The sequence below is a fragment of the Streptomyces sp. ITFR-6 genome, from assembly GCF_031844725.1.
Lineage (GTDB): Bacteria > Actinomycetota > Actinomycetes > Streptomycetales > Streptomycetaceae > Streptomyces.
Map to the genome: position 1 here is coordinate 2,649,680 of NZ_CP134612.1, position 13,065 is coordinate 2,662,744.

The following is a 13,065-nucleotide window of genomic DNA, read 5'->3' on the forward strand; positions in this document are numbered from 1 at the left end:
TTTACCTAGTTCCCGTTCCCGGGGCGGAAGGAGGCAGGATGTTGTCCATGTCCAACGTTTCCCCCTCAGGCCCTCCGATGGCCGCGAGCCCGCTCACCGTGGCGGTGCTCGAAATCGACGAATACATCTCCGGTCTCGGCTGGGATCAGCCCGCCCGGCTCTTCGCCCTCGTCGACACCGCCAGGCTGCGGGTCCAGGAGCCGGGCCTCGCCGCCCAGCTGGGCCTCGACGACGACGGCTCGAAGGCCGCCGCACTCACCCCTATTGAGCAGGAGGAGCTTCCCGCAGGTACCGCACTGGACGAGTTCCTCGCCACGATCGCCTGGCCGGACGCGGTGGTCGGGTGCGCGATGACGGTGGAGCGGCTGATGCTGCCGCCGTCCGCGGAGGCCTCCGTCCCCGAAGGCCTCGACGACGCCCAGCTGACCGCGTGGGTCGCCGAGCACCCCGACCGCCAGGAGGTGCGGATGACCGTGGCCGTCCTGCGGGACGGGGCCCGGGAGTCGGCCGTGCGGCTGCGGGAGAAGGACTCCCCGAACGACGTGCTGACCGGAGCCGGTCTGGTGCCGGGGCTGGCCGAGGCACTGGCCGCGACCTTCGAGTCCTGACCCACCCGGCCGGTGCGGGAGCCCGGTCAGCCTGTCGAGCAGCTCGGCAGGCCGGCCGTGTCCCCCGAACGGATCCTGTCCAGCGACTTCTTGGCGTCGTCGATCCTCTTCACCCGCACCAGGGTGAGTCCGTCGGGGGTGTCGGAGGCGGCCGACTTGCAGTTGTCGTCCGGGGTCAGGAAGTAGCGCGCGCCGGCGTTGCGCGCGCCGACCAGCTTCATGTTGATGCCGCCGATGGGGCCGACCTCGCCCTTGTCGTCGATGGTCCCGGTGCCCGCGACGAACTTGCCACCCGTCAGCTGTCCGGGCGTGAGCTTGTCGATGATGCCGAGGGAGAACATCAGACCGGCGCTGGGACCGCCCACGTCGGCGAGCTTGATGTCGATGTCGAACGGGAAGGTGTGGTCCGTCCCCGCCTGGATGCCGACGATCGCGCGGTTCTCCTTGGGGGCCTTCGCTGTGGTGAGCGTGATCTTCTCGGTGCCCTCGGGCTCCTTGCCGGACTTCTCGGCCGCCGCCGCGGTCTTGGCCGGGACGACCGTGAAGGTGACGTCCTGGCCGGGCTTGTGCCGGGTGACGAGCTTCGCGACGTCCTCCGGCTGCTTGACCGCCGTGCCGTCGACGGCCTTGATCACGTCGCCGGCGTGCAGCTTGCCCTGTGCGGGGCTGTCCTTGACGACCGTGGAGACCACGACCCGTGACGACACCGGGATGCCCAGTTCGGTGAGGGCCGCGACCTTGGCGCTCTCCTGGGACTGGCTGAACTCCTCGGCGTTCTCCTGCGTCGACTGCTGCTCGGTCTTGCCGTCCGGGTAGAGCGTGTCGTGCGGTACGACCAGGCTGTCGTGGCCCAGCCATCCGTAGACGGCCTCGACGAGGTTCATGTTGTAGTCGGCGCCGGTCACCCTGACCGTCGTCATGTTGAGGTGCCCGGACGTCTTGTACGTCTTGTGCCCGGTGATCTGCAGAACCGGATCGCCGTCGACCTCACCGAGCGTGTTCACTGTCGGCCCGGGAGACATCTCCGAGTACGGCACTTTGATCAGCACACCCGCGCAGAGCAGCGCGATCAGAACCAGGGTGGAGGCGAGCATCGTCGCGGTTCGGCGTGGCATGGAACGACAGTACGGGAAGGGTCCGTATGTCCACCGCCGGGGCCGGTCCGTACGAGGTCCGGAACGGGGCCACGGAGATGCGCCGGCGGGTCTCGGCGGACGGCGCGGTGGCACGGATTGGCGACCGCGTACGTTCGGCGTGGCGTCAGACGTTCGATATCTGCTCGACCGGTTCCGAACCGGAGTCCGACTTCTCCATCGCCTCGCGGAACCTGGCGTAGCCGGCAAGCTCGGTTACATCGCCGGTCGTGCGATTACGGGCGGCCCAGCTTCCCCATATCGCCGCGCCGAACGCAGCGAAAAGCGGAATCAACAACCAGGCGAGTGCTGCCATGACGACCTCCCTGCCTCATGAGCAACCGCAACTGACCGATCAGCAGATTAACCATCTGCAGAGCCAACGCTCACGGCAGGGGTGCGGTTACGCAAATCGAGGGGAAGCCCACCCGGCGGGGTTTGCGCTCAGCAGGCGCCGACCCACTCCTCCGTACCGTCCGAAAAGCGCTGGTGCTTCCAGATCGGAACCTCGTGCTTGAGGTCGTCGATGAGCCTGCGGCAGGCCTCGAAGGCCTCCGCGCGGTGCGGGCAGGAGACCGCCACGACGACGGCGAGATCGCCCACCTCCAGTTCACCCACTCGGTGGACGGCGGCGAGCGCACGGACCGGGAAGTCACCGGCCACCTTCTCCGCCACCCGGCGCATCTCGTCCTGCGCCGAGGGATGGCACGAGTAGCCGAGGGCCCCCACGTCCTGGCCACCGTCGTGGTTGCGCACGGTGCCGACGAAGAGCGCGGTGCCGCCGGCGGCGTCGTCGCCGACGGCACGGAAAACCTCGTCCAGCGACAGCGGCGTGTCGCGGATCTCCAGCAGCCGGATGGGGTCCTGTGCCGCCTGCTCGCCGGGGTGGTCATACGTAGGTGCCATACGGGCCATCGTGCCGTACCGCTCCGGCGTCACGTAATAGCGCGATCCGCTGGTGGGCCGCCGTTGCCCTTGGAGCCTCCTACAGACGCGGTGGCGGGCCGGGGAGCCGCGCTAGATACGGCGGCGCGCCTTGCGGGCGCGTCGCACCAGAGCGGCGGTACCGAGCAGCGCCACGGTCGCCCCGGCGGCACCGGCCGCGGTGGCGTCCTTGCGGCCGAGCCGGCGCCCGGCCAGGGTGTGCCGTCCCTCCACCTCTTCGAGGAGCGCGGCGAGCACCTCCTCGTTGGTCCAGCTCGGGCGCCAGCCCGCGTCGTGCAGCCGGCTCACGCTCACCACCCAGGGGTGCATCGTGTACGCCAGATCGCCCGCTGGGGACGGGGTGAGGCCGATCCGGTGCAGCCTGGCGGCGGCGCCGAGCGCGACGGCGGAGGGCAGCTCCATCCGGCGGACGCCGCTGATCTCCTCGACCTCCTCCTGTTCGAGCCAGCCGTCGCAGCCGACCGCGAACTCCCCGTCGATCTTCTCCAGTGCGGCGTACTCCAACGCCGTGACCAGGTCGTCCACGTGGCAGAACTGCCAGGTGGGATGCGATCCGGCGACGACCAGGAGGCGGGGTGACTCAAAGTAACGGGTCAGCGCCGTATCGGTGCCGCCGACGAGCACCGTGGGGCGGACCACCGTGACGTGGAGCCCGGGGTGGGCGCGGGGCGCGCGGCGGCCGAGCCGTTCGATCTCCAGCAGGTCCCCGACGCCGGTCGCCTCCGCGGTGGCCCGCAGCTCGGCGTCCTCCGCCAGCGGGATGTCGTTGTCGGGCAGCGCGCCGTAGACCATCGCGGAGGTGCACAGCACGACCCGGTGGACGCCGACGGCCGCGGCGGCGGTCAGCACGGTCTGGGTGCCGCGCACGTTGTAGGCGGTGCGGGCGGCGGGGTCGGTCTCCAGGTCGAGATCGAGCGCCAGGTGCACCACGACGTCGGCGCCCCGGAGCTTCTCCGCGATGGCCGGGTCGCGGACGTCGAGGATGTGCCAGGTCGCCTCCGAGACCTCCCCGCGGCGCTCGTCGATCGCGACGACCTGCTTGATCTCCTCCGAGGCCGCGAGCCGGGCCGCGAGCAGCTCGCCGACACCCGTGGCGGCTCCGGTGATGGCCACGACGGGCCCTCGGCTCCTGGAGTGGCTCCGGACGGCCTTGTCCTCGGCCTTGATCCCGGCCGTGGTGCCGGTGGCCGGGTTCTCGGCGGTCTTGCTCTCTGTCGTGCTGTCGGCCGTGCCCTGCGGCTGGTCCTGCGGCTCGTTCTGCGACTTGTTCTCGGGCGGCGGGTCGGCCAGGTTTCGCGCTGCGCGAACCTGCGGATCTGGGGAACTCACCGGGCGTCTCCAGCGGTTGTCTTCAGTACGTACCCGAATGACGCGTACGTACCAGGTGGCGTCCATCCTGCCGCAGGCCGGGAGCAGGCGGAGCACTGAGGCCCCGAGCGGACTTGGTGTCTACGCTGGATGGTGATGTCGGGCAGTCGCCGTCGGTTCCCTCCGGCGGCCCTACGAGCCGAGGAAACCCGTGAGTGACACCCCATTCGGATTCGGCCTTCCGCCGGAGGAGCCGGACGACGGCGACCAGGGCAAGAAGAAGGACCCCACCGGAGGTGGGCAGGGTTCGGGCGGTCCGGCGAACCCGCTCGGCTTCGGCCCCGGCGCGGGCGGTGACAACCCCTTCGCCGCGATGTTCGGTTCGATGAACCCGAACGACCTGGGCGCCGCCTTCCAGCAGCTCGGCCAGATGCTGAGCTACGAGGGCGGTCCCGTGAACTGGGACATGGCCAAGCAGATCGCCCGCCAGACCGTCTCGCAGGGCAACGCGGACGGCACGAAGGACGCGAGCGTCGGCCCGTCCGAGCGTGCCTCGGTCGATGAAGCGCTGCGACTGGCGGACCTCTGGCTGGACGGCGTGACGTCGCTGCCCTCCGGCTCCGTCTCCACCGTGGCGTGGAGCCGTGCGGAGTGGGTCGAGGCGTCCCTCCCCGCCTGGCAGAAGCTCGTCGACCCGGTGGCCGAGCGTGTCGGCCTCGCCATGGGCGATGTGCTGCCCGAGGAGATGCAGGCGATGGCGGGCCCGCTGATCGGCATGATGCGGTCGATGGGCGGCGCGATGTTCGGCCAGCAGATCGGACAGGCTGTCGGGGTGCTCGCCGGCGAGGTGGTCGGCTCGACCGACATCGGTCTGCCGCTGGGCCCGGCCGGCAAGGCCGCCCTGCTGCCGCTGAACGTCGAGCGGTTCGGCAAGGACCTGAGCGTGCCGCAGGACGAGGTGCGGCTGTACCTCGCGCTGCGCGAAGCCGCTCACCAGCGGCTCTTCGCCCACGTGCCGTGGCTGCGCTCGCATCTGTTCGGTGCCGTGGAAGGGTATGCGCGCGGCATCAAGGTCGACACCAGCAAGCTGGAGGACGTGGTCGGCCAGTTCGACCCGTCGCAGCCCGAGCAGCTGCAGGAAGCCCTTCAGCAGGGCATGTTCCAGCCGGAGGACACCCCGGAGCAGAAGGCCGCCCTGGCCCGGCTGGAGACGGCCCTCGCGCTGGTCGAGGGCTGGGTGGACGCGGTGGTGCACGAGGCCGCGAAGTCCCGGCTGACCTCGGCCGACGCCCTCCGCGAGACGATGCGCAGGCGGCGCGCCTCCGGCGGTCCCGCCGAGCAGACCTTCGCCACGCTGATCGGCCTCCAGCTGCGTCCGAGGCGGCTGCGTGACGCCTCGCGGCTGTGGGCCTCGCTCACGGACGCACGGGGCCTCGACGGACGCGACGCGCTGTGGGAGCACCCCGACATGCTGCCGACCGCCCAGGACCTGGACGACCCGGACGGCTTCGTGCACCACGAGCAGCTGGACTTCTCCGAGCTGGACAAGATGCTCGGTGAGGCCGCGAACGGGCCGCGGAAGTCCACCACCGGTACCGATGGCAAGGACGCCAGCGCCGCGGACGGCACGGACGACAGCGCCTCGGACGGCGACGACACCCCCGGCGACGGCAAGGACGACACCGAAAAGTGAGCTTGCACGACGACGCCGTTCTCGTACTGAAGAACTACGGGGCCGGTGCGGACGCCGTCCAGCAGGAGCTGCGCCTGGCCTACCTGGACCATCTGGCGCTCCATCCCGACGGCATGTGGAAAGCCTGCGGAGCCGGACACCTGACGGCAAGCGCGCTGGTCGTGGACCCGGAGCGCGGCAAGGTGCTGCTCACCCTGCACCGGAAGCTGCGGATGTGGCTGCAGATGGGCGGTCACTGCGAGCCCGGGGACACCTCGCTGGCCGGGGCGGCGCTGCGAGAGGCCGCGGAGGAGTCCGGCATCGCCGGCCTGACGCTGCTGGCGGGCGGTCCGGTCACCCTGGACCGGCACCCGATCCCGGCGCCCTGCAACTGGCACCTCGATGTCCAGTACGCGGCACTGGCCCCCTCGGGTGCCACGGAGCGGATCAGTGACGAATCGCTGGACCTGCGCTGGTTCACCTACGACGAGGTCTCCGAGGTCGCCGACTCCTCGGTGGTGCGTCTGGTGGAACGTACGCGGGCAGCGCTGGGCGGCGTCGTCCGGTAGCGGAGCCACGACAGCACGGGGAACACGACACAGCACGGGGAACACGACAGCACGGGTAAGGGGCGGCCTCCAGGGAGGCCGCCCCTTACCCGTGCTGATCGGCTGCTGTCAGTTCCAGGCGTTGTTCTGGTTCTGGGCGTGGACGCCCTGCCGGCCCATGCCGTACTGGGCAGCCAGCCCCTGGCCGATCTGGGCGCTCTGCGGCGGCAGCACCTCGCTCGGCTGGACCAGCGCGAAGCCCTGTCCGAGGAAGCTGAGCTCCCAGCCCTCTCCGGTGTTGCCGCGTCGGCGCATGACGCCGGAGGAGTGCGTCTGGGCCTGCATCTGCACGCGCAGCGAGCTGGACCAGGCGACGACCGCGTCCGCGTCCGCGTTGACGTACTTGTCCGGCGTGACCTGCATCATCAGGGGCTGGCCGGAGGTCATGAGGGCGACCTTGCCGCTGCCCGAGATGTTGAGCTGGTACTTGCCGGTGCCCGAGATGCCGTACTGGCTGTCCACCGCGATGACCTCGGTGTGGAGTGACGAGTCGAGCGCCAGGACGTAGGCGCTGTCCACCGTCATACCGTCGCGGTCGACATCCACAACGTGGACGTACTGCGCCAGGTTGGCGAGGTAGACGGTGCCCTGACCCGAGCACCGCATCAGGTCGAGGCCCTCACCGGTGCTCGCGCGGGCCCGGCGCTGTCCGTGCGACTGGTACTCGCCGTCGAACTCCATCAGTCCCTGGTAGGCGACCATGGCGCCCTTGCGGGCGAGGACGTCGTCGTGGCCGGTCAGCGAGACCCGCAGGAGCTGCGGGTTCTGCACCGCGTACCGGTCCTGGGACTGCTGTTCCGTGTAGCTGAAGAGCGGACTCTGCATGGTGTGTTCTCCCTCCCCGTCAGTTCCGGACCCGCAGGCGGTCGGTACTGTCCTCGCTCGGCTGGACGACGACGATCCCCTCACCGGAGAAGGCCATCTGGAACGCCTCTCCGCTGCCCCGCCCGATGAGCGAGGAGGCCTTGAAGCTGCGCTTTCCCTTCACCTTGAGGTTCGGGGACCACGCCACCAGCGCGTCCGGGTCGACGTACGTCTCGTCCTCGCCGCGACCGCAGTCGACGACGATCGGCGTACCGCGGGAAGTGATGGCGACCCATCCGGTGCCGGAGACGCAGACGTTCCACAGGCCCTGCCCCGCGAACTTGGCAAGGCCCTTGACACGTTCGACACCCCAGGTGAGATGGGCGTCGAAGGCGAGGAGGTTGGTGCCGTTGACCGAGAGGGAGTCGTTGTTCAGATTGATGACGACCACGTCCGCGCCGTAGTCCGCGAGGTAGAGCAGCCCGTCACCGGAGCACTTCATCACGGGCGTGCCCTCGCCGGTGATCCACTGCGAGGCCATCTGGCGGACGGCGGGCGGGTTGGGCTCGTACTGGATGAAGCCCTCGTACGCCACCATCGAGCCGGTGCGCGCGTACAGGTCCTGGCCGGTGGCCATGGCCACCTTCAGCATCGAATGGCCGTGGTTCTCCATCCGGGCCGTGACGGGGGTCGGGGCGTAGCCCGCGAGTTGCTGATTCATGACGGGCTCCCTCAGACCTCGTAGGGCTGGACGACGATGAAGTTGCCGGGAGCACCCCGGAACTGGAGGTTCACGGTCTCTCCGCTGTGTCCGGGGTAGGCGTTGCGGCGCAGCCGGACCTGGCTGGAGACGATCACCTGGGACGCCGACGACCACGCCACGACGGCGTTGCAGTCGGCGAACGTGGTCGGAGTGACCGGCAGGACGACCGGCACACCGTGGGTCTTGACGACGACGGTGCCGGTGCCCTGGAACTGCATGGTGAACAGGGCGCCGCCGGGAATGCCGTGGCCCTCGATCCTGCGGACCTCGTACTGGAGCGACTCGTCGAAGGCGAGCACGTTCTCCGAGGAGACGCAGATGCCGTCGCCCTGGAGTTCGACGGCGTGCAGATGGGCGCCCTCCTCGGCGAGGAAGACCTGTCCCCGGCCGGTACAGCGCATCAGCTGCATTTCCTGGCCGGTGGCGTTGCCGACGATCCGGCCGGCGAAACCGGCGCCCTTGTAGCCGAAGTCGACCTTGCCCTGGTACATCACCATGCTGCCCTGCCTGGCCAGCACTCCCCCGCCACCGTTGGTGAGGTCGACCCGCATGAGCTGCTGGTTCTGCGAGGTCCAGCGCTGGCCGGTGGCCGTCTCCTTGTACGGCTGGAGCGCGGCCAGGAGCCCTGCCCCGGTCTGCGGCACCCCTTGCGGCACGCCCGGCGGCATGCCGCCCTGCATGCCGGGCGGCTGCTGCCCGTACGGGGCCGGAGGCTGCTGGCCGTACGGGGCGGGAGCCTGTCCCGGTACCTGTCCGAACTGCGGTTGCTGGGGCGGCTGCCCCGGCTGCCCGTACGGAGCGGGTGGAGGCGGGGGCGGCGGAGGCACACTGCCGCCCTGCGGGGCCAGCGGCGCCACGATGGTCGGCGCGGCGTGCATCTGCTGCTGTGGAGTGGGCGCGGGCGCGGCCGGTGCGCCGAAGGACGGTGCGGGCTGCGGTGCCTGCGGTGCGGCCGGGGCACCGAACGCCGGAGGGGGCGCCGAGGCCTGGGCGGGCGGGGCGAACGACGGGGCGGCGGACTGCGGCTGCGGAGCCGCGGGCTCCTCCTCCGCGACCTCGCCCCCGAAGTTCTTCAGCAGCGCCTCAAGGCCGCCGTCGAAGCCCTGGCCGACGGCGGCGAACCGCCAGACGTCCTTCAGGTAGAAGTCACCCAGCATCACGGCACGCTCAGTGGTGAACTCGGAGCCGGTGAAGGCGTACCTGACGACTTCCTCGCCACCCGCGACGATCCGGATGTAACCGGGACCGACCTGCGCCATCTGTCCGGCGCCGTCCAGCGTCGCGGTGAACGACAGTTTATGGATGCTCGCCGGAATGCGGTCCAGAGTCACGCGGAACGACTCGGTGTCACCGGCCTGGGCGCCCAGGAGCTGAATCGACTCCTCGGGCGATTTCGGCTGATTGAAGAAGATGAAATACCGGTCGTCGGAGAGCTGCTCATTGGCATCGAGGCCGAAGCAGCTGATGTCAAAGGTCAGTCCCGGGCCGGCGATCTGCACACCTACGTACAGGTCCGTCCCCGGTGTGAGATCGCTGATCTTGGCCTTGTGGCCGCGTTGGAATTCCCTGGCCATGCGTAACGACCGTCCCCCATCCGGATCTGAATGCGTCGCGTCAGGCTAACCGCAAAGTCCCGCCCCGGGCCAAGCCGGTACAGACCCGGTACAGAATCACCGAACGTCACTCGTCCCGTGCGGCGGGCAGATGCGGCAGCCGGTCGGCCGCCACCACCCCTTCGAGATAGCCGCGCGCCCGCTCGGTACGGGGGTAGGCGTCCAGGAGCCGCCAGAACCGCGGACCGTGTCCTGGCACCAGGAGATGGGCCAGTTCGTGGACGAGCACATAGTCGACGACGTACTCCGGCATGCCCTGCAGCCGGTGCGACAGGCGGATGCTGCCCTCGGCCGGGGTGCAGGACCCCCACCGGGTGTTCTGGTTGGTCACCCACCGGACCGAGACGGGTCTGGCCCGGCCGTCGAAATACTGCGCGGACAGCCGCTCCGCCCGCTCGGCGAGCTCGCTGTCACCGGGAACGCGCCTGCTCTCCTGGGCGGCCAGCTTGTCGAGCATGACGCTCACCCAGCGCTGCTCCTCGGCCTCGGACATCCGGGCGGGGATCAGCACGATCGTGCGGTCGCCCTCCCGGTACGCGGAGACCGTTCTGCTGCGGCGGGAGCTCCGGCGGACCTCGACCGCGCTCGTCGTCGAGCCGCGGGGCGGGGGGTCTGCCGCGCTGCGCTGCTGGATTCCGGCGCTGCGCGCGGGGGTCTCCCCGGCGAGGCCGGGTGACGGGTCGGCGGGCACGGCACGACGTTACCCGTTGCCGGTGGGGGAAGTCCCGTCTCCTGAACGGTTCACACATGATCCGCCACACGGCGTGCACCATTTGAACGACTAATACCCCCCGCCTGTGGATAACTTTTCACCCGCTCCGGCGGTGCGCTGCATCATGGCAATGGATCTCACGCAGACGCACAGACCGGGGGTAGCCGTGCATCCGATGTTGAAACCCGCACTGCGCCGCGCATGGCGCGGCAGCGGCACCGTCCAATTCGGTGTGACGCCCGCACATGCGGTGAAGGTCGGCCCGATGGACATCGCGACGGGCTGTTTCCTGGAACTCCTCGACGGAACACGCGGGATGCCGCTGTTGCGCGAAGAGGCCAGGTCGCTGGAGCTCACCGAACGCCAAGTGGACACGCTCGTGGTCCGGTTGCTGGACGCGGGGCTCATCGACGACGTACGGGCCGGCGGGCCGGAGACCGATGCGTTACGGAAACGGGCGGATGCCATGGAGCGTCACCGGCCCGACCTGGCATCCCTCTCCGTCGTGCATCCCGAGCCCGGCGGCGGGACGCGCCGGCTGGCCGCCCGCCGCTCCATGCGCGTCCAGGTACGAGGAGCGGGCCGGGTCGGTGCGGCCCTCGCCGCGGTGCTCTCCGGATCCGGGGTGGGCCACGTCGAGGTCCTGGACGGCGGAAGCGTCGAGCCCGGCGACATCTCGCCGGCAGGCCTGCCGCCCTCGGCGGCCGGAGAGCGCCGGGACACCTCGGCCAGGCAGCTGGTCCGGCGCTCGGCTCCGTCTCCGGCGCCGCGGGCGGCCCAGTCGTCGGGCGGCCCGGCCGCGAGCGGCGAGCCGGGCCTGTCCCTGATCGTGGTGGCCCCTCGCGAGAGCCTCTCCGCCTATGTCCCCGATCCGCGCACAGCCGAGCCGTGGGTCGCCTCCGGCACACCGCATCTCTACGCCGGGGTGATCGAGGCCACCGGATTCGTCGGCCCCCTGGTGCTGCCGGGCGGCACGGCGTGCGCGGGATGCCTCGATCTGCACCGGCGCGACCGGGACCCGCAGTGGCCGCGGATGCTGGCTCAGTGGCAGTCCGGCCGGCGCACCGCCGTGCAGGCCTGCGATCTGGGCCTGGCGACCGCGGTGGCGGGTCTGGCCGCCGCCCACGCCCTGGCCTTCCTCGACGGGGAACTGCCCGCCTGCACCGGGGCCCGGTGGGAAGCCGCACTGCCGCTGTTGGACTGGCGGTCCGAGCGGATCCGGGCACACCTCGACTGTTCCTGTGGAGCGGGTGGGCACACTGAGGGGGTGCGCACCTCCGGAGCCGGCACGGCGCACGACACAATGGCCGGGTAGCCGCCGCACGCAGCGCGGCAGTCTGGGATTTGGAGGAGCATATGTCTGATCTTCCCCGGAAGGCGGTCACCCGAACCGCCAAGCTGGCCGCGCTGCCTTTGGGGTTCGCGGGCCGCGCCACCTGGGGGCTGGGCAAGCGCATCGGCGGGAAGTCCGCGGAGCTTGTCGCCCGCGAGGTTCAACAGCGGACCGCCGACCAGCTCTTCAAGGTCCTGGGTGAGCTGAAGGGCGGGGCGATGAAGCTCGGGCAGGCTCTGTCCGTCTTCGAGTCCGCTCTGCCGGAGGAGGTCGCCGGCCCCTACCGCGCGGCCCTCACCAAACTCCAGGAGGCCGCACCTCCGATGCCGAACAGCACGGTCCACGCGGTGCTGGCCGAGCGGCTCGGTGAGGACTGGCGGGAGCTGTTCCTGAGCTTCGAGGACAAGCCGTCGGCCGCCGCCTCGATCGGGCAGGTGCACCGGGCGGTGTGGCACGACGGGCGCGACGTCGCGGTGAAAGTGCAGTACCCGGGCGCCGGGGAGGCGCTGCTCTCGGACCTGACCCAGCTCAGCCGGTTCGCCCGGCTGCTCGGTCCGCTGGTTCCGGGCATGGACATCAAGCCGTTGATCACGGAGCTGCGTGACCGGGTGTCGGAGGAGCTGGACTACGAGCAGGAGGCGCGGTCGCAGCGGGAGCACGCGGAAAAGTTCGCCGACGATCCCGATGTCGTGGTCCCGGGCGTGGTGCACCAGTCCGATCAGGTGCTGGTCACGGAGTGGATCGACGGTGTGCCGCTGGCCGATGTGATCGCCGACGGAACCGCGGAGCAGCGGGACCGGGCCGGTCAGCTGCTGGCCCGGTTCCTCTTCTCCGGCCCCGCGCGCACCGGGCTGCTGCACGCCGACCCGCACCCGGGCAACTTCCGGCTGCTGCCCCCGGACCCGGCCGAGCTGACCGACCCGGCGGACGCGGAGGACCCGGCGGACCCGGCGGACGCGGAGGACATCGACGGCGCGGCGGGGGCCGGGGCCGATCGGTGGCGGCTCGGCGTCCTCGACTTCGGGACGGTGGACCGGCTGCCGGGCGGACTGCCGCAGACCATCGGGAACTCGTTGCGGCTGACGCTCCAGGGCGACGCGGACGCGGTGTACGGGCTGCTGCGCGAGGAGGGGTTCGTCAAGGATTCGGTCGACCTGGCCCCCGACGCGGTGCTCGACTACCTCCAGCCGATCATCGAACCCGCTCTGGTGGAGGAGTTCGCCTTCAGCCGGGGCTGGATGCGCAATCAGGCCGCCCGGATAGCTGATCCGCGTTCTCCCGCCCACCAGTTGGGCAAGCAGCTGAATCTGCCGCCCGCCTATCTGCTCATACACCGCGTAACGTTGAGCACGATAGGGGTGCTGTGCCAGCTCGGCGCGACGGTCCGGCTGCGCGAGGAGCTCGAATCCTGGCTGCCTGGGTTCCTGCCGCAGGAAGAGGAGGAGTGGGCCGAGGAGGAGTGTCCCGGGGAAGCTCCTTCGGAGCTCGCCACCTAGGACGTGCGCCCACCGGTCGGAGTCGACGCGGCACCACGCGGAACGGCCTCGGGGCCGGTCCGCGTGGACC

General features: G+C 70.5%; 13 protein-coding genes. 5 read left to right on the top strand and 8 right to left on the bottom strand.

Annotated features, from left to right (window positions below; translation table 11 throughout):
- Nucleotides 1–38 precede the first annotated feature (38 nt).
- A complete protein-coding gene (locus RLT59_RS11750; RefSeq protein ID WP_311303351.1) occupies nucleotides 39–608 on the top strand; it encodes a PPA1309 family protein in 570 nt (189 codons plus the stop codon).
- A 26-nt stretch (nucleotides 609–634) separates the two neighbouring features.
- On the opposite strand, the gene RLT59_RS11755 is transcribed toward RLT59_RS11750, so the two are convergent.
- From RLT59_RS11755 to RLT59_RS11770, 4 genes are all read right to left on the bottom strand, one after another.
- A complete protein-coding gene (locus RLT59_RS11755; protein ID WP_311303352.1) occupies nucleotides 635–1,723 on the bottom strand; it encodes a YlbL family protein in 1,089 nt (362 codons plus the stop codon).
- 145 nt (nucleotides 1,724–1,868) lie between these two features.
- Nucleotides 1,869–2,057 (bottom strand): hypothetical protein, encoded by a 189-nt coding sequence (locus RLT59_RS11760; RefSeq protein WP_073737049.1) that lies wholly within the window; start codon nucleotides 2,055–2,057, stop codon nucleotides 1,869–1,871.
- Nucleotides 2,058–2,185: 128 nt separating this feature from the next.
- Nucleotides 2,186–2,647: a molybdenum cofactor biosynthesis protein MoaE gene (locus tag RLT59_RS11765; RefSeq protein ID WP_311303353.1), complete on the bottom strand. Its 462-nt coding sequence runs from the start codon at nucleotides 2,645–2,647 to the stop codon at nucleotides 2,186–2,188.
- 111 nt (nucleotides 2,648–2,758) lie between these two features.
- Entirely contained in the window at nucleotides 2,759–4,015 is a 1,257-nt protein-coding gene (locus RLT59_RS11770) for an SDR family oxidoreductase (RefSeq protein WP_399125250.1), read from the bottom strand.
- Nucleotides 4,016–4,205: 190 nt separating this feature from the next.
- Between RLT59_RS11770 and RLT59_RS11775 the strand changes: the two genes are divergently transcribed.
- Both RLT59_RS11775 and RLT59_RS11780 read left to right on the top strand, forming a co-directional pair.
- Nucleotides 4,206–5,687, top strand: a complete 1,482-nt coding sequence (locus RLT59_RS11775) for a zinc-dependent metalloprotease (RefSeq protein ID WP_311303355.1) — start codon at nucleotides 4,206–4,208, stop codon at nucleotides 5,685–5,687.
- Nucleotides 5,684–6,235, top strand: coding sequence for an NUDIX hydrolase (locus RLT59_RS11780; protein ID WP_311303356.1), 552 nt, complete (start codon nucleotides 5,684–5,686; stop codon nucleotides 6,233–6,235). The genes RLT59_RS11775 and RLT59_RS11780 overlap by 4 nt, the downstream gene beginning before the upstream one ends.
- 108 nt (nucleotides 6,236–6,343) lie before the next feature.
- Here the strand turns inward: RLT59_RS11780 and RLT59_RS11785 are convergent, their stop codons facing one another.
- From RLT59_RS11785 to RLT59_RS11800, 4 genes are all read right to left on the bottom strand, one after another.
- Nucleotides 6,344–7,099, bottom strand: a complete 756-nt coding sequence (locus tag RLT59_RS11785; RefSeq protein ID WP_311303357.1) for an AIM24 family protein — start codon at nucleotides 7,097–7,099, stop codon at nucleotides 6,344–6,346.
- 19 nt (nucleotides 7,100–7,118) lie between these two features.
- A complete protein-coding gene (locus RLT59_RS11790) occupies nucleotides 7,119–7,799 on the bottom strand; it encodes an AIM24 family protein (RefSeq protein ID WP_024492722.1) in 681 nt (226 codons plus the stop codon).
- Nucleotides 7,800–7,810: 11 nt separating this feature from the next.
- Nucleotides 7,811–9,415, bottom strand: a complete 1,605-nt coding sequence (locus RLT59_RS11795; protein WP_311303358.1) for a TerD family protein — start codon at nucleotides 9,413–9,415, stop codon at nucleotides 7,811–7,813.
- A gap of 106 nt (nucleotides 9,416–9,521) precedes the next feature.
- On the bottom strand, nucleotides 9,522–10,145 hold the full coding sequence (locus RLT59_RS11800; protein ID WP_311303359.1) for a M48 metallopeptidase family protein: 624 nt from the start codon (nucleotides 10,143–10,145) through the stop codon (nucleotides 9,522–9,524).
- A gap of 187 nt (nucleotides 10,146–10,332) precedes the next feature.
- Between RLT59_RS11800 and RLT59_RS11805 the strand changes: the two genes are divergently transcribed.
- Together RLT59_RS11805 and RLT59_RS11810 are read left to right on the top strand one after the other, a co-directional pair.
- A complete protein-coding gene (locus RLT59_RS11805) occupies nucleotides 10,333–11,481 on the top strand; it encodes a ThiF family adenylyltransferase (RefSeq protein ID WP_311303360.1) in 1,149 nt (382 codons plus the stop codon).
- 41 nt (nucleotides 11,482–11,522) lie between these two features.
- Nucleotides 11,523–12,995, top strand: coding sequence for an ABC1 kinase family protein (locus RLT59_RS11810; protein ID WP_311303361.1), 1,473 nt, complete (start codon nucleotides 11,523–11,525; stop codon nucleotides 12,993–12,995).
- The last annotated feature ends 70 nt before the right edge of the window (nucleotides 12,996–13,065 follow it).

Excerpts from the sequence above, each read along its gene's own strand:
- RLT59_RS11750 (WP_311303351.1), top strand. The coding sequence starts at position 39 with ATGTTGTCCATGTCCAACGTTTCCCCCTCAGGCCCTCCGATGGCCGCG.
- RLT59_RS11795 (WP_311303358.1), bottom strand. The coding sequence starts at position 9,415 with ATGGCCAGGGAATTCCAACGCGGCCACAAGGCCAAGATCAGCGATCTC.
- RLT59_RS11810 (WP_311303361.1), top strand. The coding sequence starts at position 11,523 with ATGTCTGATCTTCCCCGGAAGGCGGTCACCCGAACCGCCAAGCTGGCC.
- RLT59_RS11755 (WP_311303352.1), bottom strand. The coding sequence starts at position 1,723 with ATGCCACGCCGAACCGCGACGATGCTCGCCTCCACCCTGGTTCTGATC.
- RLT59_RS11760 (WP_073737049.1), bottom strand. The coding sequence starts at position 2,057 with ATGGCAGCACTCGCCTGGTTGTTGATTCCGCTTTTCGCTGCGTTCGGC.
- RLT59_RS11790 (WP_024492722.1), bottom strand. The coding sequence starts at position 7,799 with ATGAATCAGCAACTCGCGGGCTACGCCCCGACCCCCGTCACGGCCCGG.
- RLT59_RS11765 (WP_311303353.1), bottom strand. The coding sequence starts at position 2,647 with ATGGCACCTACGTATGACCACCCCGGCGAGCAGGCGGCACAGGACCCC.
- RLT59_RS11785 (WP_311303357.1), bottom strand. The coding sequence starts at position 7,099 with ATGCAGAGTCCGCTCTTCAGCTACACGGAACAGCAGTCCCAGGACCGG.